Origin of the sequence: Streptomyces sp. NPDC046931 (genome assembly GCF_040644655.1) — a bacterium.
Classification (GTDB): domain Bacteria; phylum Actinomycetota; class Actinomycetes; order Streptomycetales; family Streptomycetaceae; genus Streptomyces.
Genome location: NZ_JBEYWX010000002.1, coordinates 109,694 through 128,834 on the forward strand (window position 1 = coordinate 109,694; position 19,141 = coordinate 128,834).

The 19,141-nt window shown below is 71.6% G+C and carries 13 protein-coding genes, 2 tRNA genes and 3 pseudogenes; 4 read left to right on the plus strand and 14 right to left on the minus strand.

All coding sequences use genetic code 11. The features are described from left to right. Positions 1 to 162: 162 nt before the first annotated feature. The 7 genes and pseudogenes from ABZ876_RS04555 to ABZ876_RS04585 form a co-directional block, all read right to left on the minus strand. Complete coding sequence (locus ABZ876_RS04555; RefSeq protein WP_361774175.1) at positions 163 to 2,424, minus strand: glycosyltransferase family 39 protein; 2,262 nt, start codon at positions 2,422 to 2,424, stop codon at positions 163 to 165. Continuing rightward, positions 2,421 to 3,842 (minus strand): bifunctional glycosyltransferase family 2/GtrA family protein, encoded by a 1,422-nt coding sequence (locus ABZ876_RS04560; RefSeq protein ID WP_361774178.1) that lies wholly within the window; start codon positions 3,840 to 3,842, stop codon positions 2,421 to 2,423. Before ABZ876_RS04560 ends, ABZ876_RS04555 begins: the two co-directional genes overlap by 4 nt. A 14-nt stretch (positions 3,843 to 3,856) precedes the next feature. After that, a complete protein-coding gene (locus ABZ876_RS04565) occupies positions 3,857 to 5,509 on the minus strand; it encodes a HAMP domain-containing sensor histidine kinase (RefSeq protein WP_361774181.1) in 1,653 nt (550 codons plus the stop codon). Then, positions 5,506 to 6,246, minus strand: coding sequence for a response regulator transcription factor (locus ABZ876_RS04570; RefSeq protein ID WP_361774184.1), 741 nt, complete (start codon positions 6,244 to 6,246; stop codon positions 5,506 to 5,508). Before ABZ876_RS04570 ends, ABZ876_RS04565 begins: the two co-directional genes overlap by 4 nt. Before the next feature lie 112 nt (positions 6,247 to 6,358). Beyond that, a complete protein-coding gene (locus ABZ876_RS04575) occupies positions 6,359 to 6,781 on the minus strand; it encodes an antibiotic biosynthesis monooxygenase (protein ID WP_361774187.1) in 423 nt (140 codons plus the stop codon). An 84-nt stretch (positions 6,782 to 6,865) separates the two neighbouring features. Then, positions 6,866 to 7,732: a DUF2797 domain-containing protein gene (locus ABZ876_RS04580; protein ID WP_361774189.1), complete on the minus strand. Its 867-nt coding sequence runs from the start codon at positions 7,730 to 7,732 to the stop codon at positions 6,866 to 6,868. A gap of 88 nt (positions 7,733 to 7,820) precedes the next feature. Then, positions 7,821 to 8,084 (minus strand): annotated as a pseudogene (locus ABZ876_RS04585) (hypothetical protein); the annotation flags it as partial. A gap of 415 nt (positions 8,085 to 8,499) precedes the next feature. Here ABZ876_RS04585 and ABZ876_RS04590 point away from each other — a divergent pair. Then, a complete protein-coding gene (locus tag ABZ876_RS04590; protein WP_361774192.1) occupies positions 8,500 to 9,072 on the plus strand; it encodes a DUF1707 domain-containing protein in 573 nt (190 codons plus the stop codon). A gap of 14 nt (positions 9,073 to 9,086) precedes the next feature. Here the strand turns inward: ABZ876_RS04590 and ABZ876_RS04595 are convergent. Further along, positions 9,087 to 9,500: pseudogene (locus ABZ876_RS04595) on the minus strand (TetR/AcrR family transcriptional regulator); the annotation flags it as partial. Between ABZ876_RS04595 and ABZ876_RS04600 the strand changes: the two are divergent. After that, positions 9,495 to 9,659: pseudogene (locus ABZ876_RS04600) on the plus strand (DUF4345 family protein); the annotation flags it as partial. The pseudogenes ABZ876_RS04595 and ABZ876_RS04600 sit on opposite strands and share 6 nt — an antisense overlap. A gap of 162 nt (positions 9,660 to 9,821) precedes the next feature. Here ABZ876_RS04600 and ABZ876_RS04605 read toward each other — a convergent pair. The 4 genes from ABZ876_RS04605 to ABZ876_RS04620 all read right to left on the minus strand — a co-directional run bounded on the left by ABZ876_RS04605 (position 9,822) and on the right by ABZ876_RS04620 (position 11,670). Then, on the minus strand, positions 9,822 to 10,307 hold the full coding sequence (locus ABZ876_RS04605) for a hypothetical protein (RefSeq protein ID WP_361774195.1): 486 nt from the start codon (positions 10,305 to 10,307) through the stop codon (positions 9,822 to 9,824). A gap of 128 nt (positions 10,308 to 10,435) precedes the next feature. Continuing rightward, the gene (locus ABZ876_RS04610; protein ID WP_361774198.1) at positions 10,436 to 10,624 is read right to left on the minus strand and encodes a hypothetical protein; all 189 of its coding nucleotides are present in this window, start codon (positions 10,622 to 10,624) and stop codon (positions 10,436 to 10,438) included. 654 nt (positions 10,625 to 11,278) lie between these two features. Further along, a tRNA-Arg gene (locus tag ABZ876_RS04615) sits at positions 11,279 to 11,351 on the minus strand. 228 nt (positions 11,352 to 11,579) lie between these two features. Continuing rightward, positions 11,580 to 11,670 (minus strand) — tRNA-Ser (locus tag ABZ876_RS04620). 210 nt (positions 11,671 to 11,880) lie between these two features. Between ABZ876_RS04620 and ABZ876_RS04625 the strand changes: the two genes are divergently transcribed. Both ABZ876_RS04625 and ABZ876_RS04630 read left to right on the plus strand, forming a co-directional pair. Then, positions 11,881 to 12,360 carry an SSI family serine proteinase inhibitor gene (locus tag ABZ876_RS04625; RefSeq protein ID WP_361774201.1) on the plus strand — a complete coding sequence of 160 codons (480 nt, stop codon included), beginning with the start codon at positions 11,881 to 11,883 and terminating at the stop codon, positions 12,358 to 12,360. Between the two features lie 188 nt (positions 12,361 to 12,548). Next, a complete protein-coding gene (locus ABZ876_RS04630; protein WP_361774204.1) occupies positions 12,549 to 16,706 on the plus strand; it encodes a PAS domain-containing protein in 4,158 nt (1,385 codons plus the stop codon). A gap of 98 nt (positions 16,707 to 16,804) precedes the next feature. On the opposite strand, the gene ABZ876_RS04635 is transcribed toward ABZ876_RS04630, so the two are convergent. Both ABZ876_RS04635 and ABZ876_RS04640 read right to left on the minus strand, forming a co-directional pair. Beyond that, positions 16,805 to 18,481 carry a long-chain fatty acid--CoA ligase gene (locus ABZ876_RS04635; protein ID WP_361774207.1) on the minus strand — a complete coding sequence of 559 codons (1,677 nt, stop codon included), beginning with the start codon at positions 18,479 to 18,481 and terminating at the stop codon, positions 16,805 to 16,807. 77 nt (positions 18,482 to 18,558) lie between these two features. Continuing rightward, a complete protein-coding gene (locus ABZ876_RS04640) occupies positions 18,559 to 19,134 on the minus strand; it encodes a SigE family RNA polymerase sigma factor (protein WP_361774210.1) in 576 nt (191 codons plus the stop codon). Positions 19,135 to 19,141 lie beyond the last annotated feature (7 nt).

The following is a 19,141-nucleotide window of genomic DNA, read 5'->3' on the forward strand; positions in this document are numbered from 1 at the left end:
CTCCGACCGTTGATCACGATGCCAGGTGCCCCTTCGGGGGCGCGAGACCGCTGTGCGGCCGCCACCCCCGATTCTTCCCGTTCCGTCCCCGCGAAAAGCGGTGGGCCGCGCATGTGCCCGGCCCACCGCTTCGAGGCCCACCCTCGGGTCCCGGGCCGGCCGTCAGCCGCCGGTCCTCCGCGTGAGGTCGTAGAACGTGGCCGAACCGACCGTCACCTTCTTGAAGTTCTTCTCGACCCACGAGCTGATCTGCGAGGAGACGCCGGAGCCGCCGGCACCGCCGCCCCTGCCGCCGAAGCCGCCGCCGGAGATGAAGTAGTGGATCCTGCCCTGCGCCACGTACTTCCGGAACTGGGCGAGCGTCGGTGACGGGTCGCTGCCGTTGAAGCCGCCGATCGCCATCACCGGGTCTCGGGTGGCGAGTTGGTAGCTCGCGGCGTTCTGGGAGCCGATGGACGCGGCGACCCAGGTGTATTTCCCGGCGTCCTTCTCCAGCAGCTTCCTGGCCTCGGAACCGACTTGGGCGCCGTTGAGCAGGCCGCCCATGCCGCCGGCACCCCTGCCGTCCCCGCCCGTCCGGCCGGTGCCGGGAAGGCCGTTGCCTTGCTGCGGGTTCTGGCCCGGACCGTTCTGGCCCGGACTGTTCTGGCCCTGCCCGTTCTGGCCCGGCATGCCGCCGCCGGGCAAGCCTCCGGGGAAGCCGCCGGTTCCGCCGCCCGGGAAGCCGCCGCCCTGCCCGCCCTGGGTGGTGCCGTTGCCGTTCTGCTGGTTGCCGCCCGGCATACCGCCGCCGAAGCCGCCGCGCATGCCGCCACCGCCGGGGCCGCCGGGGCCACCGGGACCACCGCGGCCGCCCATCCTGCTCGCGCCCGCCGGGCCGGCCGTGACGATCGAGCCGGTGTGGCCCTCGTTCACCGTGGTCAGGGTGTACGCGGCCGGGCCCGCGAGGGCGGTCACGATGCTCAGACCCACCGTCGCGAGGGCGAGCTGCCGCCCGAGCCGGGCCACGAAGACCAGGCCGAGGGCGCCGGCCAGACCGCCGAGGAGGACGAGCCACTTCAGCCAGGGGAGATAGTCCGGCGTGCGGTTGAGGAGCACATAGCCCCAGGCCGCGGTCGCCGTGGCGGTGGCCGCGAGCGTGAGCGACGCCCAGGTCCTCGACCGCTCCTCCCACAGGACCGTGACGCCCATGCCGACCAGGGCGGCGATGTAGGGGGCCAGAGCCACCGTGTAGTACTGGTGGAAGATGCCGGCCATATAGCTGAAGACGACCGCGGTCGTCAGCAGCGAACCACCCCAGGCGAGGAAGGAGCTGCGGGTCAGGTCCGTCCGGGCGGCCCGGCCGGCGAGGACGAGGCCCGCGGCGAACAGGATCAGCGCGGCCGGCAGCAGCCAGGAGATCTGGGAGCCGATCTCGGCGCCGAACATCCGGTCCCAGCCCGTGGCGCCCCACTGACCGCCGCCCCCGCCGCCCATGCCGCCGACGCTCCCGGTCTCGTCGCCGTTGATGCGGCCGAGGCCGTTGTAGCCGAAGGTCAGTTCCAGGAACGAGTTGTTCTGCGAGCCGCCGATGTAAGGGCGCGAGGACGCGGGCCACAGCTCGACGGTCGCGACCCACCAGCCGCCGGAGACGACCAGCGCGACCGTCGCGAGGCCCAGTTGCAGCAGCCTCTTCCTCAGTTTCACGGGCGCGCAGACGCCGTACACGGCCGCGAGGGCCGGCAGGATCAGAAAGGCTTGCAGGGTCTTCGTCAGAAAGGCGAAGCCGACCGCGACACCCGCCCAGACCAGCCACTTGGTGCGGCCGTCCTCCAGACCCCGGACGACGAAGTAGACCGTGACCGCCATCAGCAGCGCCAGCAGCGCGTCCGGGTTGTTGAACCGGAACATCAGCGCCGCGACCGGGGTGAGCGCGAGCACGGCACCCGCGATCAGGCCGGCCGCGGGGCTGAACCGGCGCCGGACGGCCGCGTACACCACGGCGACCGTCAGGACGCCCATGATCACCTCGGGGACGAGGATCGCCCACGAGTTCAGCCCGAAGATCCGTACCGACAGGGCCATCGGCCACAGCGCGGCCGGGGGCTTGTCGACGGTGATCGCGTTGCCCGCGTCCAGCGAGCCGAAGAACAACGCCTTCCAGGAGGCGCTGCCGGCCTGGACCGCCGCCGAGTAGAAGGAGTTGGCGTATCCGGAGGCGCTCAGGTTGTACAGGTACAGCAGAGCGGTCGCGAGCAGCAGACCGAGGAACGCGGGACGGGCCCAGCGGGGGTCCTCGGGCCGGCCGCGCCGGAGTCTGCGCACCAGTGGCTGCCCGGGCTCACCGGCACCGGGGACCGGTGCCGCCGGTGCCGTGGAGGGCGGTCCCCAGGAGTGCGGCCCCGTACCACCTTGGTGGGTCGGCTGCTCGAAGTGGGTGGTCATCGGTAGTCCCTCGGGTCGGTGTCCTGCGGACGCACCGGCTGCACCGGCGTGGGGGCGTCCCTCCAGATGGCACGGTCCGCGTCGGCACCGGCGTGGAACTGGGCGGTGTCGTACGTGGTGCCGTACGTGCTGTCGTATGTGCGGGGGGTCCGGTCGTAGCCGGGCGCATGGTCGCCGTCGCGCCGGTCCGGGAAGACCCAGGCCCGGAAGAGCAGGAACCGCAGCACGGTCGCCGCGAGGTTGGCGGCGATCAGCACCGCCAGCTCCGTGGAATGCGCCGGATTGCCGGTAGCCGCGTTCAAGGCGGCGAGGGAGCCGCTGGTGAGGGCGAGCCCGATGCCGAAGACCACCAGGCCCTGCGCCTGGTGGCGGACGGCGCCGCCCCGGCCGCGTACCCCGAAGGTGAGCCGGCGGTTGGCCGCCGTGTTGGCGACCGCCGAGACCAGCAGCGCGAGCGCGTTGGCGATCTGCGCGCCCGAGAACTGCCGGAAGAGACTGTAGAGCGCCAGGTAGAAGAGGGTGGACAGGCCGCCGACCACACAGAAGCCGACGAGCTGACGGGCCAGGCCCCGCGGCACGTCCTGGATGTCCCGGTCACGCGGGTCGTCGCCGAACGGCCGGGCGAGCCGGTCCAGCGGCAGCGAGCCGGTGGCCAGCGCCCTGCCGATCCGCCACACGCCCCTGAGGTCGTCGGTCGCCGTCTTCACGATGTGCACCGTGGAATCGGGGTCGTCGACCCAGTCGACGGGCACCTCGTGGATGCGCAGACCGGCACGCTCGGCGAGCACCAGCATCTCGGTGTCGAAGAACCAGCCGGTGTCCTCCACCAGCGGCAGCAGCACCTGGGCCACGTCACGGCGGATCGCCTTGAAGCCGCACTGCGCGTCCGAGAACCGGGCCTGGAGCGAGCCGCGCAGGATGAGGTTGTAGGCGCGGCTGACGAACTCCCGCTTGGGGCCGCGCACGACCCGGGAGGTACGGGTCAGCCGGGAGCCGATCGCCAGGTCGGAGTGGCCCGAGATCAGCGGTGCCACCAGGGGCAGCAACGCGTTGAGGTCGGTCGAGAGGTCCACGTCCATGTAGGCGAGGATCGGGGCGTCCGAGGCGGACCAGACGGTCCGCAGCGCGTGGCCGCGCCCCTTCTGCTCCAGCCGGAAGGACGTCACCTCCGCGAGCTCCGCCTCCAGCCGCGCGGCCACCTGCGGTGTGGTGTCCGTGGACGCGTTGTCCGCGATCGTGATGCGGAAGGCGTACGGGAAGGTGCGCCTGAGGTGCTCGTGCAGTCCGAGCACACACGGCTCGAGGTCCTTCTCCTCGTTGTAGACGGGGATCACTACGTCCAGCACAGGCGTACCGGCTCCGGCGGCCGGGAGGTGCTCCCGCGCCGGCAGGGGGCCGGGAGAGGAATCGGTTCGCATGCCCCCGACTCTTCTCAAGCGCCCTGTCGCACCCATGTGGTGAGGCTGTGCCGTGCCTGTGAGTGCCGTTGCCGGTTCGTTTCGGGAGCGGGCGCGGGGACGTACGGGGTGAGCGCCGGCAGATGCACGGTGAACACCGTGCGTCCGGGCACGCTGTCGACGGTCACCGCGCCGCCGTGCGCGGTCGCCACGGCCTGCACGATGGCCAGCCCGAGTCCGGTGGAGCCGGTGGCCCGTGAGCGCGCCGAGTCGCCGCGCGCGAACCGTTCGAAGACGTGCGGCAGCAGATCCGGCGGAATGCCCTGGCCGTCGTCCTGGACGTCCACGCACAGCCATGGCCCCCGCCGCACGACGCGTGCGGTGACGGTCGTGCCGGGCGGGGTGTGGGTGCGGGCGTTGGCGAGCAGGTTGACGAGCACCTGCTGGAGCCGGGCGGCGTCCGCCGACACGAGCGCGGGCTCGTCCGGCAGCTCCAGCCGCCAGTTGTGGTCCGGCCCGGCCGCCCGGGCGTCGCTGATGGTGTCCACGACGAGCGGTACGAGGTCGGTCTGCCCGAACTGGAGCGGGCGGCCCGCGTCCAGCCGGGCGAGCAGCAGCAGGTCCTCGACGAGGAGCGTCATGCGCCCGGCCTCGGACTCGATCCTTCCGAGGGCGTGCCGGGTGTCGGGCCCGGTCTCCTCGCGTCCGCGCCGGGTCAGCTCGGCGTAGCCGCGGATGGAGGCGAGCGGGGTGCGCAGCTCATGACTGGCGTCCGCGACGAACTGCCGTACGCGCGTCTCGCTCTGCTGGCGCGCGTGCAGGGCGCCGTGGACGTGGTCCAGCATCCGGTTGAGCGCGGCCCCGACCTGCCCGACCTCGGTGTGGGGATCGGTCTCGGACTCCGGCACCCGCTCGTCGAGGGTGACCTCGCCGGTGTGCAGCGGCAGTTCGGAGACCCGGGTGGCGGTCGCGGCCACCTTGCGCAGGGGCCGCAGGGCGAGTCCGACCAGTACGGATCCGGCGATCCCGGCGGCGACGAGACCGGCGCCGGCGACGCTGACCTCGACGAGGATGAGAGTGTCGACGTTGTCGGTGACGTCGGAGGTGGGCAGCCCGATGTAGTAGTTGCCGCGGATGCCCGACATGTACCTGACCCGGTACCCACCCAGGCCCGGGATATCGACGCTGTGGATGCCCTCCTTCGGCACGGTCGCGAGCGCGGCGACCTGCGCGGCGTCGAGCTGGCTGGGGACCATGCCCTTGTCGTTGTTCACCTTGGCGACGGCCGCCTTGACGATCCTGCCGCTCGTGTCGACCACGGCGGCGATGTTCCCGGGCTGCGTCCCGCCCTTGGTGACGATGAAGTCGAGCTTCGCGTCCGTCGAGTCGATCCGGTCCGAGGCGCCCGGCAGGGACCCGGTGCCGGACGGCGATTCCGAGCCGTCGCCGGGTCCCAGCGGCCCCCCACCGGGCACCCCCCTGGGCGGCCCGGCGGCACGCCGGCCGGCCTCGACGACCTGTGCGTCCTTCTGCTTGTACAGATGCTGGCTCAGTGCGATCGTCGTCACCGTGCCGATCACCGCGCACACCACGGCGATCAGACTGACCGCCGAGACGACGAGCCGTGTCCGCAGCGTGCGCGGCTGTCGTCCTCGCCTCTGCGTACGCGGTCGTCGTCGCCTGCTCATGACGCCGCGGGCTTGATCAGGTAGCCGGCGCCGCGCCGTGTGTGGATCATCGGCTCACGGCCGGCGTCGATCTTCCGCCGCAGATAGGAGATGTACAGCTCGACCACATTGGCCTGCCCGCCGAAGTCGTAGGACCACACGCGGTCGAGGATCTGCGCCTTGCTGAGCACGCGCCGCGGGTTGCGCATCAGAAACCGGAGCAGTTCGAACTCGGTCGCGGTCAGGTGGATGCTCTCCCCGGCCCGCCACACCTCGTGGCTGTCCTCGTCCAGGGTGAGGTCGCCGACGACCAGGACGGAGTCCGAGCGGCGGTCCGCGGCGCCGGAGCGCCGGATCAGCCCGCGCAGCCGGGCGACGACCTCCTCCAGGCTGAACGGCTTGGTGACGTAGTCGTCCCCGCCGGCGGTCAGACCCGCGATCCGGTCCTCCACGGCGTCCTTGGCGGTCAGGAAGAGCACGGGCACGTCGGGCAGTTCGCGCCGCAGCCGTCCCAGGACGCTCAGGCCGTCCATGTCGGGGAGCATCATGTCGAGCACGACGGCGTCGGGCCGGAACTCGCGCGCGGTCTGGATCGCTCCCTGTCCGTCACCCGCGCTGCGGATCTGCCAGCCCTCGTAGCGAAGGGCCATGGAGAGCAGTTCGGTGATCGACAACTCGTCGTCCACCACCAGCACTCGGACGGGGCTCCCGTCCGGCCTCAGCAGTTCGGTGCGCCCCTGGGGCGAGGTCGTGGTCATGGCTGGACAGCCTGTCGAGGTCCCCTGAGAGAGTCCTTTCACCTTTCTGTGATTTCCCTGAGAAACACACAGGCGCCTCTCAGGGAACTCCTGGGAGAATTGTGACGATACGTCAGTTCTGCTCTCGGCCGGGCGGGAAGGGGCGTTCGAAGGCGTGGCTGCGCTCGACCTTGGCTATATGCACCGTGTAAGCCTGGTACCACTCCGCACGCCCCCGCTTCTGGGCCGCCCGGTGCTCCGAATCGGTCCGCCACGCCTCGAGGGCGGCCGCGTCCCGGAAGTAGCCGACGGTGATCGACAGCCCGCCGGGGGTACGGGCGTGATCCATGCCGAGGAATCCGGGAATCTCCCTGACCAGTTCCTCCATTCGCCCGGCGGTCTCCGCGTACCCGTGGTCGGCCCCGGTGCGCAGGGAGGTGAAGACGACGGCGTAGTACGGGGGTTCGTGGGCGGGGGCGGGGACGGGGACGCCGACTGCGGCCGCCGGGACTGCGGGAAAGGCGGGGGCGCCGGGCACACTGCGCTGATCGCTCATGCCGACACGATCGGCGACGCCCGCACCGCCCGTCCACCCCCCCCGGCCCGGAACAGCACGTCGGCCCCTTCTCGGCACCGCCGCTCAGAACAACCCGTCCTGCACGCCCGGCTCCCCCGACTCCCTGACCGGAACAGTCAGCCGATCACCGGGAGCCCCCGTCAGCTCCCACCCGGTCATCAGCCGGGTGTCGAGTACGACGACGCCGCGCCCGGTGGCCAGATGAAGATCGGGTCCGGCGGCGGCCAGCAGATCTCCGCTCACCACTCCGCCGGCGACCAGCTCGCTCACCACAGCTTCCGCCCGTGCCAGCCCCTCCAGGCCGAACACCGCGCCATGGTCGACCGCCCGGAACGGTGCCCGCTCCAGCGACTCCGGCCAGCCGCCGAGCGCCACCGCCCGGGCGTGCAGCTCCGCCAGCTCGGCGGCGCGCTCCCCGGCGGACGGCAACGCGGCCCGCACCGCGCGCTTGCCGGCGTAGGGAATCCGGTCCGGTACCCCCAGCGCCGCCCGCAGCAGCTCCTCGGTGCGGCGCGCCGCCATCAGGGGCCCGGTGCCCAGCCAGCCGAAGGACACGGCGCCCTGCTCCAGCAGCCGCGCCGGGCCGCGTTCGGCCGCGGTGATCCCGACCTTGACCATGCCGGGCCCGAACCACGCCAGATACACCCGGTACGGGCGGGGATCATCGGCGACGGTGTCCGCGGCCACGGAGTGCGCCCGGTTCAGGCGCGCACACTCCTCGCACCGCGCACCGGTGCTCCGCCCCGAGACCTCCGCCCGCATCGGGCATCCATGGCCCCGCGCCCCCACACAGGTCCGCACGCTCCCCGCCACGACGGCGAAGGCCACCCGCCTCCCCCGCGCCAGCTCACTGGGGCGCCCGCCCTCCCAGTGCAGCCGGGGCCCGCCGTCGGACCACGACAGCCCCGCGCATCTCCAGACCCGAGTCATCACCGCCGAGACTAGGCTCCGCCACTGACACTGCGGGACCGACGCGGGCCCGACGGGCGACGCGGGCCCGGCCTCGGTGGCCCATCGCCGCGCGGACGGCCGCGACCAGGTCCGCCACGCCGTGCTCCTTCAGGACGCTGTAGTGGTCGCCCCTCAGCTCCACGCCCCGGGGGGCGGCCGCCGAGTAGCCCGAGCGGCCCTCGATGAAGGAGTAGTCGTCGCCCTGGGCCTTGAAGAGGGCGATCGGCGCTTCAAGGGTCCGCTAGGCCAGTTCGCGGAAGCTGTACTCGAACTCGTACGTCGTGCCCACGACACAGGCGATGCGGCGAATCACGGCTTCGTCCAGGGACGGTCGTCGGGCTACTCCTTCAGGACCGGCCATCCCCTGCCCACCGCGCGTCGGCTCGACGACCTCCTCGCCGCCGAGGGCGTCCCGAGCGTCCTGGTCGGTGGCCAGGACGGAAGCTCCCCGCCCGGGCCCTCAGGGCCGTCACCGCCGAGCCGGCCGCCACCGACACCGCGCACGCGGACGGCGAGAGCGACTCGGGCCTCGCGGAGGCACGCTGAGCGACGGCTCGCCGGTCCGGACGACGCCGTCTGCCGCAACGCCCAAGTCCGCGCAGGATCCGGGGGCTTGGTTCCTCATCGCATGGCCGATCCACATCCCCCATTTCCTCGATCGGGTGTTGCCCGTCCCCTGAGCGCGTCAGCACACTGAAACCATGTCAGGCGATCTCTCCGGACCAGACGACTCTCACCGTCGCCCGGTGTCCGAGCAGCGGGTGTCTCATCGGGAGCGGGACGAGGCCGTGGAGATCCTCCGGGTCGCGGCCGGGGACGGCCGGCTGACGTCCGCCGAGCTGGACGAGCGCGTCGAAGCGGCGCTGGCGGCGCGCACTGCCTCCGACCTGGCGGTACTGGTCGCCGATCTGCCGCTCGAAGGGATGCCGCCACAGGCTCGCGAGGTGATCCGGATCGACCAGCGCTTCGGAGAGGGCAAGCGCTCCGGTCGCTGGCTGGTTCCCCGCCGGATGGAGATCCGGCTGATGTTCAGCGACCTGAAACTCGACTTCACCGAGGCCGTGATCACCCACGACACCCTGCACATCGAGGTCGACCTGCGCATCGGCGGAAATCTGACGCTGGTCACCGGACCGGGGATCGTGGTCGACGCCGACGACGTCACCTACAGCCGCGGCGACATCAAGGTCCGCCCGGTCACCGGTCCGGAGACTCCGGTACGACTGCGCGTGGTGCTGAGCGGCAGGTCGACGGGCGGCGACATCGTGGCCCGTCTGCCACGACGCGCACCTTGGCAGCGACTTCGCCGCAGGCCTTGAGCACCCGGTAGGGCCTAGGCATCCGCGTCGGGCCGCTGTAGCGGCCACTCATGGGTGGGGTCGTCGGCGAGCAATGGCCTCAGGGCGCCGAGAAGGGCGCCGATGCAGATGTCGCGGAGCCGGGTGCGGGTGCAGGTCTTGTGGGTGAGCCAGTCGAGGCAGAGGACCTGGACGAAGACCAGCCAGCTTTTCAGCACGGCGGACACGGCCTCGCGGGCGCTGTCGTCCGCGAGTGGGAGTACGGCCGGCAGCCGCGTACGGAGTGCGTCCAGCTCGTTCGTCGTGATCGACTGAATCACCGGGTCGCCCGCGAGAACCCGGTTCGCGGCGAGGACGGCGTTGCGGTTGGCGACGAAGTAGTCGAGGTGGACGTCCATGCCCTGGATGAGCTGCTCCACCAGGGAGTCGGCAGGGTCGAGCCGGGATTCGGGCGGCTGTTGTCGCTCGCCGTTCACGGCTGGCCGCAGTGGTTCCAGATCGCACCGGCGGTGATCGAGATCGGCCTGCCGCCTGTTTTCTTCTGGCTGGCCGACGCGGAGGAACGAGCTCTGCTCGGCGGCACGGAGACCGTGCCCACCGGGCGATGAACGTGGCCCGACCCAAAAAGAACCCTGCAATTCGGGGTCCGGACGCTCCTTTTCCGGACCGTCCCGTCGCGCGGGCACGCCTACGAGGAACCTGCCCCTGGGGATCGGGGCAGATCGCTCGGTCTTCGCGCTGCTTGCGTGAGCTGGAGGTGTAGCCGGGGACTAGAAATAGATGATGTCCCAGTGGCTGCCTTCGTCGCAGTAGAGGTCGCCTGATGCTGACTTCCACAGCGGGAAGCCGTCGCCGCGGAGGCCGGCGTATCGGAAGGTGCCCTTGATGTAGTCGTTGAGAGCGGGGATGGGCAGGAGGTCGATCTTGTAGCCGTTGGCGTGGGTGTACTTCTCGCCTTCCCCGTGGCCGACCTCGGTGCCGCCGATGACGATGAGGCTCGCGACGCCGCTGGCCTTCTTGAGGTTGATCACCCCGTCCACCGTGCCGCTGAGGATCCCCTCGTACGAGACGCAGCTCGGGTTGTTCTTGTCGGTGCAGTTCCCGGGCGATGTGGCCGTGATGCCGTTGGAGATCAGCCGATCCTCCGCCTGGTCCTGCGTCAACGGCGTGCCGGCAGCCGAAGCGACCCCGGCGGTGAACAGCAGAGCGGCCCCGATCCCGGTGACAGTGACTGCCAGCTGGGGCAGTACGCGCATGGTGCCTCCTGAAGGTTGGGTGTCTGACGCCGACCGTGCGTCACGGAGTACAACGACCGTTCGCTGGACTGGTGTCGGGTGATCAACCGTTCGCGCTGCTGTTGGGAGGAACCGATCGCGGGGAAGAGTCATTGGCCGTGGCCGCCACCGTGGTCTCCGTCGCCGGTGATCGTCCACGGGCGCATCAGGTCGTCGTCGTCGGGTTCGAGAAGGTGGCAGCGATGGATATACGTCGCCGGGAGCCCGGCGCCGCTGCCCGGAATCGACGCGCTCGTAGCCGTCGGCGGGGTGAATTCCTGCATGATGATTCTGGTCACCTGCTCCGGTTAAACCCTCATGGGCAGCCGACCGAAGTCGACGACGTGCCGATCGCCTCGTGAGGGTCGTGCGGGTTCGTGGCCCATTAACCCAACACCCTTACCAGCGGAGGGGCGTCCTTCGCCCGACCATCGTCTCCGGCCTTCCATCGCCTCACGTAACATCCAAGGGATACAGGGCCGGCTCGAAACGTTGCCGCAGCACACTGGTCCCGTCCGGCAGAGCCACACGTTGAGCCGATCTCGGCGGCAATTCGGCAGGGATTGGAACTCGAATCGAATTATCCCGCCGGTCTGAATACACGTAAAACCATCTCACCTGCGCGGCGCACTGTGGATCCGGTTTCGCCGCTTCCCCGTGCGCCAATTCAATACCGCGGCCCTTTCGGGAGGCCGCCAAGGGTGCCACCAGGAGACCAAGACGGAGGAGCCGGACGACTGCTTGCCGCTACCGAGGCCGAGTCTCGGGGCGCTCCGGACGCGCCGTGCCCGTCGTGCCGGGCTCCGGGATGATCCCACTGCGGTGCACCCGAAGGCGGCGCAGCGCATCCGCGACGCCGACTCCCTCTGACGGCGACCCCGTTGCCGTACTTCGCTGCTGTACGCCCTCGAAACGCCAGAGGCCCCGGATCTCTCCGGGGCCTCTGATCTGTGCGCACTCGGCAGGATTCGAACCTGCAACCTTCTGATCCGTAGTCAGATGCTCTATCCGTTAAGCTACGAGTGCTTGTTTTCTGTTTTCTGTCCCCGCTCCCGGCTCTTCCGGCCCGCTCGCGGCGACAGGAAGAACATTACATGACTGCCGCCGCCATGTGAAATCCATTAGGCACACCCCTTGTGACCTGCGGAAACGCCATGTGGGAGAGCTGGGGACGATGCGCGGGCGACCGGGTGGGGACGGGCCCGGCAACGCCGAAGCCCCGGTCGCGGAGGACCGGGGCTTCGGGATCAGGTGCGGAGGCGGAGGGATTTGAACCCTCGATGGGCTTTAAGGCCCAAACCGCATTAGCAGTGCGGCGCCATAGACCGGACTAGGCGACGCCTCCAGCACAACCGTCCGCGCGAGCGCGAAGGTGCGTGCAGATGATGACACAGCCGAGCGGTGTGTCACCAATCGACCCCCACGGTACTAGGGAGAACGGTCACAGGGCAAAGCACAGGGCCGCTGATCCGGGACCCGCCTGGTGCCACCGCAGCCACATGCGCCACTCGGGTCACAAACGCAACCGTCCCGCTCCGCCACCGTTAGTCATGGCATGATCCAGTTCACCTCGCGCTCCGTGCTCCTCGGGGCCGCGGCCCTGCTCGCCGCCGTCGCGGCCCCCGCCCCGGCCGACGCCCACGGCACGCCGCCCCTTCCCCGCGGCGACCAGCTCGTCGTCACCGTCCGGCACACCGGGCAGGCCGACGGGACGTATCTGCTTCGCTGCCACCCGTCGCGCGGCAACCACCCGAACCCCGCCATCGCGTGCACCATGCTCGACCGGCGCACCATCTGGGGCCGCGACCCCTTCGCCCCGGTGCCGCCGCGCGCCCTGTGCACGATGCAGTACGGCGGCCCGGCCACCGCGCACATCTCCGGGACCTGGGCCGGACGGCCGGTCGACGCGCAGTACGACCGCCGCAACGGCTGTCAGGTGGCCCGCTGGGACAGCCTCGTGCCCCTGCTGCCGGACATGCGTACACGCGAACGGCACCACCGGACGACAGCCGGCGCCGGGGCGCGTCCGAGCTGATTTCGGGGGTTTCACCCGGCGACCTGCGCGGTCACAGCTTCTGCGTCACTTCCGCGAGCGACCTCCCTCTCATCCGGCGCCGCGTGCCGGGCCACTGCCCGTAGACTCCCTCGCGTGACACGCCGCGGGCCGGTTGGCAAGATGGCACCCGCGGTCGGCAAGGTGCGGTAACAGGGAGGAAGCGTCTCGTGAGCAGCAGGCCATCCCGAGGCGCTGCTCGCCTCGCTGCCATACTGGACGCGCTTCCCGACGCATTGGTGCTGGTCAACGCCAACGGAACGGTCGTCAACGCCAACACCATCGCCCTGGAGGCCTTCGAAGCGCCCGGTACCGCCCTGGTGGGGCGGGGGCTCCTCGACCTGCTGCCGCAGTTCGACTCGCGGCTGATCCCCGGGTCCATGCGGCGGCCCGACTCCCTCGACCCGCGCGGACGCACCAAGCCGACCCGGATGACCGCGCGGCGCACCGATGGGAGCGAGTTCCCCGTCGAGGTCACGAGCGCCAACCTCGAGGACGGCCGCCAGGCCTACGACGGCTACGGCTACACCGGCGACGAACTGCTCATGCTCGTCGTCCGCGATCTTTCCGGCACGGTCGACACCGAGGCCGAACTCGCCCGCTCCCAGCGGCAGACCGAGATGATCCTGCGGGCCGCGGCCGAGGGCGTGATCGGCACGGACACCGACGGGCGGATCGTGCTCGTCAACCCCGCCGCCGCCCAGATCCTCGGCTACCGGGCCAGCGACCTGGGCGGCAAGGAGCTGCACACCCTCATTCTGCACTCGCGCGAGGACGGCTCCCCCTTCCCGTACTCGGAGTCGCCGCTGCACGACACCCTGCTTTCGGGGCGCAAGCACCGGGTGCGCGGGCAGGTGCTGTGGTCCAAGCCCGGGAAGAAGGTGCCGGTCGACCTGACGACCTCGCCGGTGCGCGACGGCGACCAGATCGTCGGCGCCGTGATGACGTTCACCGACCGGCGCCCGTTCGACACGCTCGTCGCGGAGAAGGAGGCGGCCGACGAGCAGCACCGGCAGGAGCTGGAGCGGACCGTCAAGGAGCACGAGGAGGAGCTGGAGCGGCTGCGCGAGGAGCACGCGGCCGAGCTGGCCGGACTGCACGAGCGGCACACGGAGGAGATCGCGGCCGGCGAGGAGCGCTACGCCGCGCTCGGCGAGCGCGAGAAGGACCGCTACGAGGCACTGACCGCCCGGCACGATCAACTTCTCGCCGTGCTCGGCCAGTCGCTGCGCGGCCCCCTCGACGAACTGCGCGGTGAGCTGTCCAAGCTCGCCGCGGACGACGCCGGACAGCTGTGGCCAGAGGCGAACCAGGTGCTCCACCACCTCGCGGCCGGCTACTCGCGGATCACCACGCTCGTGGACAACGTCCTCGGTTACCAGCGGCTGGACTCGGGTGAGGACGAGCTCGTACGGACGACCGTCATGCTCGACGCGGTCGTCGCCGCGGGTGTCGACGGTGCCGTCGAACTGATCGGGCCCGGACGCGTGCAGTTCGCCGTGCACGCCCCGCCCATCGAGGCCGAGGTCGATCCGCAGCGGCTCGCCGAGGCGCTCGCGCATCTCGTCGCGGACGTGGCGGGCGTCGACGCCACGGGCAACGCGCCGGTCTCGGCGGGCGGTTACCTGGACAACACCGTCGTGGTGGCGGCCGCGCAGCGGGGCGAGGTCGTACGGATCGAGGTGCGTGGCCCGTACGCCGGGGGAGACCCGGTGCACCAGCCGATCGTCGCCGGGATCGTGCGCGCACACGGCGGTGTGCTGCAGACGCACGAAGTGCCGGGGATGAGCGGCAGCGCATACGTGCTCGAGGTGCCCCTCGGCGGCGGCGCCGGAGCGGTCGCGGCACCCCCGGTGAAGACACCCGCGGAGGAACCCGTCGGCGGGCCCGTGCAGATCGCGCCGCCGGAGCAGCCCGCACAGCAGGGCGGCGGACGCCGGCGGGCCCGCCGTCCGTCCGTGGACGCGTTTCTGGAGAGCGAGGTGGGCGCCGGGTCCGCCCCGTCCTCCGAGCAGCAGGCCGCGGTGGCGCCCACCGGGCGGCGCAGACGGCGCCCGGTGGAGGAGCCGGCCGCCGAGGCGTCGGTTCCGGCGCAGGCGGCCGAGGGCGAGGACTCCGTGGAGACCCCCGCGTCCGGCGGCACGGGGCGACGGCGCGGACGGCCGAGCCCCGCCGAGAGCAGTGCCGAGGGCGTGGCCGAGGGATCGGTCGTGACGGCGGCGGAGCATGCCGCCGGGGCCCCGGCGGCCGCCACCGGACTGGGCGGGGCCGTACCGCCGCAGGGAGTGCCCGTCCCCACGGGCCGGCGCGCCCGCCGGGACGCCGAACCGCAGGCGCTGCCGCCCGCGCTGCCCGCGGCTGCCGGTGCGCCGTCCCCCCAGGACCCCGATGCCGCCGAGACGCCGACCGGACGCCGTCGGCGCGCTCTGGCCGCCGCCAACGAGCGGGCCGCCGCCGCGGATTCCGGTGCCCGGACCGTGTTCGCGCTGCCGCCCGCCGAGGCGGACCGCGCGCCGGAGCAGTCCGCTCCCGTTCCCGGCCCGGCTCCCATCCCCGGCCCGGCGGACGAGAGCCGCCATGACGCGGTGGCACACGACACGGCCGACGACCACACTCCGCCGCAGCCGCACCCGGTGGCCGCACCCATGGGCCGCCGCCGCGGACGGACTACCGCCACGCCCGGGCAGCAGCCGGACAGGGCGGACGCAGCCGGAAACCCGCCTGCCCAGGGTGTGCCCGGACCGATGCCCGCCACGCCCGGCGTGTCCGCACCGGTGGCGTCTCCCCAGGGGACTCCCGGGCAGATGTCCCCGGTGGTGCCCGCGCAGGGCGTGCCCGCTCCGGGGGGCCCGCAGCCCGTCCCGGCACAGGGCGTCCCCGCACCCGTGGTGCCCTCGCCGACCGTGCCTCCGCAGGGGGTTCCGGCCCCCGCCGTTCAGTCCGTCCCCGGGCAGCCCCCCGCCGCTCCGCAGCCCGCGGCGCAGGCGCAGCCCGGCCCGCAGCCGATGGTGCCCGCTCAGGGCGCGTCCGGGGCCGGTGTCCCCGGGATGCCGCTACCGCAGCCCACGCCGTCGGCGGGCACGCCGCTGCCTCCGGAGCGCGCCGCCCGGCCGGGAGCCCCCCGGGCCGGGACCCCGCAGCCGCGGACCGCCCAGCCGCTTCCGGCCGAGGCCGCCGCGCCCATGGACCCCAACTCGACGCAGGGGCGGGCGATCAGCGTGCGGACCCTCGGGCAGGGCGTGCCCTTCGCGCGTCAGGCCGCGGCCCAGCCGGGGACCCAGCCCCGCCCCCAGTCCGCCACGCCTCCGCCGCACTCACCGAACGGTTCGGGTCGCCGCCGCAAGCTCGGAACGCCTCCGGAGCCCGCGGGCGAGCGCCAGGACACGGCGGCGCGCCCGCATCCCCAGTCCCCCTCGGCTCCGCTGCCGGCGCAGCCCTCCATGGCCGGGCAGTCCCGCCTGGCCGGAGCCAGCGAGGGCGCCGGACGGTCGTACGCCATAGGGGCTCCGGACGTGAACGCCGACGAGGGCCCCGAGCCGCTCGACGGCCCCGGCGGCGCCGTGGAGGTCGCCGACCAGCCCCAGTCGCGGCCGATGGACGACGAACTGCCCCCGGAGCCGCTCGACAACCCGCGTCGGCTGCTCGTCTGGCCCGCGCCGGACGTGACGACCCAGCAGGCGCTCAGCGACCGCGGCTACCGGCCCGTCATCGTCAGCTCCCGTGAGGAGGTCGACGCGCAGATCGCCGCCTTCCCGGCCGCCCTCTTCGTCGACCCGCTCACCGGACCGATCACACGGACCGCGCTCCAGTCCCTGCGCCAGGCGGCGGTGACCGCCGAGGTTCCCGTACTGGTCACGGCGGGGCTCGGGCAGGCGACGCGGGAGGCGGCGTACGGCGCCGACCCTGCCGTACTCCTCAAGGCGCTGGCCCCGCGGGACTCCGAGCAGCACCCGCCGCGCGTGCTGCTCATCGAGGAGCACGCGGAGATCGCGCTGGCCCTCACCGCGACCCTGGAGCGGCGTGGCATGCAGGTCGCGCGAGCCGCTTCGGATACGGACGCGGTGACGCTGGCCGCGCAGATGCGGCCGAACCTGGTGGTGATGGACCTGATGCAGGTACACCGCCGACAGGCCGGGGTGGTCGACTGGCTGCGCGCGAACAACCTGCTCAACCGCACCCCCCTCGTCGTCTACACCGCGGCCGTGGACCAGGTCGAGCTGCCCCGGCTGGTCTCGGGGGAGACGGTGCTGTTCCTGGCCGAGCGCTCGACGAGCCCCGAGGTGCAGGACCGGATCGTGGATCTGCTGGCGCGGGTCGGCACCAACTGAGTCCCCCCGAAAGGGACTTACCGGTTCATACGTCGCGTGGGGCGGTGTTTCACGTGAAACACCGCCCCACACCATGTGCTCAACGTGCCTGATCGGCCCTAGATGAGCGTGACCTCCAGCTCACCCGCCGCGTACTGCCGACGCAGCAGCTTCTTGTCGAACTTGCCGACGCTCGTCTTGGGCACCGACGGAAGAATCGTCCAGCGCTCGGGGAGCTGCCACTTGGCGATCCTCGCCTCCTCGGCCAGGAAGGAGCGCAGGGTGGGGAAGTCCGCCGTGGAGCCCTCCTGGAGCACGACGATCGCCAGCGGGCGCTCACCCCACTTCTCGTCAGGCACGGCGACGACCGTCGCCTCGGTGACCTCCGGGTGGGACATCAGCGCGTTCTCCAGGTCGACGGACGAGATCCACTCGCCGCCGGACTTGATGACGTCCTTGGCTCGGTCGGTGAGGGTGAGGAAGCCGTCGGGGCTGAGGGTGCCGACGTCCCCGGTCTTGAGCCAGCCGTCCTCGCTGAACTTGTCGTCCGGGCGCAGGGGCTCGGCGTCCGGGCCGTTGTAGTACGCCCCCGCGATCCACGGTCCGCGTACCTCCAGCTCGCCCGCGGACTTGCCGTCCCAGGGCAGCCGTTCCCCGGCGGGACCGGTGAGGCGGGCCTCGACAGCGGCCGGGAAACGTCCCTGGGTGAGCCGGTAGGCGAATTCCTCCTCCGTGCCCACCGCCTGGGCGGGCGGGCGGGCGACCGTGCCGAGCGGGGAGGTCTCGGTCATGCCCCAGGCGTGGCAGACTCGCATCCCGAGCTTGTCGAAGGCCGCCATGAGCGAGGGCGGACACGCCGAGCCGCCGACGGTGACATTGCCGAGGGACGAGACGTCCCGGGGCCGTGCGGTCAGCTCGGCGAGCAGACCCTGCCAGATGGTGGGGACGGCGGCGGCGTACGTGGGCCGCTGCTTCTCGATCATCTCGGCGAGCGGCCCGGGCTGGAGGAAGCGGTCCGGCATGAGCAGATGGACGCCGGTCATAAAGGTGGCGTGCGGCAGGCCCCAGGCGTTGACGTGGAACTGCGGAACCACGACGAGCGCGGTGTCCTCGTCGGTCAGGCCCAGCGACTGCGCCATGTTGCACTGCATGGAGTGCAGATAGATGGACCGGTGGGAGTACAGGACGCCCTTGGGGTCGCCGGTGGTGCCGGAGGTGTAGCACATGGCGGCGGCCTGGCGTTCGTCCAGCTCCGGCCAGTCATAGGTGGTCGGCTTGCCGGCGAGGAGGTCCTCGTACTCGTGCACCTGGGCGGAGACGCCCTCGAGCAGCGAACGGTCGCCTGGGCCGGACACGACCACGTGCTCGACCGTCTTCAGATGCGGCATCAGCGGGGCGAGCAGCGGCAGCAGGGAGCCGTTGACGATGACGACCCGGTCGGCGGCGTGGTTGGCGATCCACACCAACTGCTCTGGAGGAAGGCGCAGGTTGAGGGTGTGCAGGATCGCGCCCATGGAGGGGATCGCGAAGTACGCCTCTACATGCTCGGCGTTGTTCCACATGAGGGTGGCGACCCGGTCGTCGTCCCCGACGCCGATGTCCTCCCGCAGTGCGTGCGCCAACTGGGCGGCGCGGGCGCCGATTTCGGCGTAGGAGCGGCGGTGCGGTTCTCCCTCGCCGGTCCAGGTGATCACCTGAGACGATCCATGGACCGTCGACCCATGGGTCAGAATCCTCGAGATCAGCAGCGGTACGTCCTGCATCGTGCTCTGCACGGCGTCCTCCCGGGGCGACATTGCCTACGCGGTGTAGGGGGTTGCGCTGATTCTGCGCACATACCGCGCGGTATGTCACTACTCCCCGGAATGATCGATCAGTATCCGGGACGTGATGTCCAGCGCACGGACTCCAGTTCGGGGTCCTCGCGGAGCTTGCCCAGGGCCCTGGACACCGCCGACTTCACCGTGCCGACGGAGACGCCGAGCACCTCCGCCGTCTGGGCCTCGCTCAGGTCCTCGTAGTACCGCAGGACCACCATCGCCCGCTGACGTGCGGGAAGTTTCATGATCGCCCGCCACATGGCATCGTGCAGGGCCTGTTCCTCGGCCGGGTCCGCGGCGGGCATCCGCTCCGGCTCGGGCAGTTCGTCGCAGACGAACTCGTCGACCTTGCGCTTGCGCCACTGCGAGGTCCGCGTGTTCAGCAGTGCCCGGCGCACATACCCGTCGAGCGCGCGGTGGTCCTCGATCCGGTCCCACGCGACATAGGTCTTCGCCAGGGCGGTCTGCAGCAGGTCCTCCGCGTCGCTCGGGTTCGCGGTCAGCGACCGGGCGGTGCGCAGCAGCACCGGCTGGCGTTCCTTGACGTACGACGAGAACGACGGATAGGGAAGGGTCTGCCTCGCTGATGCAGCGGCGTTCGGAGCGCTGGTGCAGACGGGTGTGGTCATGGCTCCA

What these genes read in the sequence shown, in the direction of transcription:
- ABZ876_RS04580 (WP_361774189.1), bottom strand. Translation starts at nt 7,732, where the DNA reads ATGACTCGGGTCTGGAGATGCGCGGGGCTGTCGTGGTCCGACGGCGGG.
- ABZ876_RS04575 (WP_361774187.1), bottom strand. Translation starts at nt 6,781, where the DNA reads ATGAGCGATCAGCGCAGTGTGCCCGGCGCCCCCGCCTTTCCCGCAGTC.
- ABZ876_RS04560 (WP_361774178.1), bottom strand. Translation starts at nt 3,842, where the DNA reads ATGCGAACCGATTCCTCTCCCGGCCCCCTGCCGGCGCGGGAGCACCTC.
- ABZ876_RS04635 (WP_361774207.1), bottom strand. Translation starts at nt 18,481, where the DNA reads ATGTCGCCCCGGGAGGACGCCGTGCAGAGCACGATGCAGGACGTACCG.
- ABZ876_RS04570 (WP_361774184.1), bottom strand. Translation starts at nt 6,246, where the DNA reads ATGACCACGACCTCGCCCCAGGGGCGCACCGAACTGCTGAGGCCGGAC.
- ABZ876_RS04640 (WP_361774210.1), bottom strand. Translation starts at nt 19,134, where the DNA reads ATGACCACACCCGTCTGCACCAGCGCTCCGAACGCCGCTGCATCAGCG.
- ABZ876_RS04625 (WP_361774201.1), top strand. Translation starts at nt 11,881, where the DNA reads ATGATCCAGTTCACCTCGCGCTCCGTGCTCCTCGGGGCCGCGGCCCTG.
- ABZ876_RS04555 (WP_361774175.1), bottom strand. Translation starts at nt 2,424, where the DNA reads ATGACCACCCACTTCGAGCAGCCGACCCACCAAGGTGGTACGGGGCCG.
- ABZ876_RS04605 (WP_361774195.1), bottom strand. Translation starts at nt 10,307, where the DNA reads ATGCGCGTACTGCCCCAGCTGGCAGTCACTGTCACCGGGATCGGGGCC.
- ABZ876_RS04565 (WP_361774181.1), bottom strand. Translation starts at nt 5,509, where the DNA reads ATGAGCAGGCGACGACGACCGCGTACGCAGAGGCGAGGACGACAGCCG.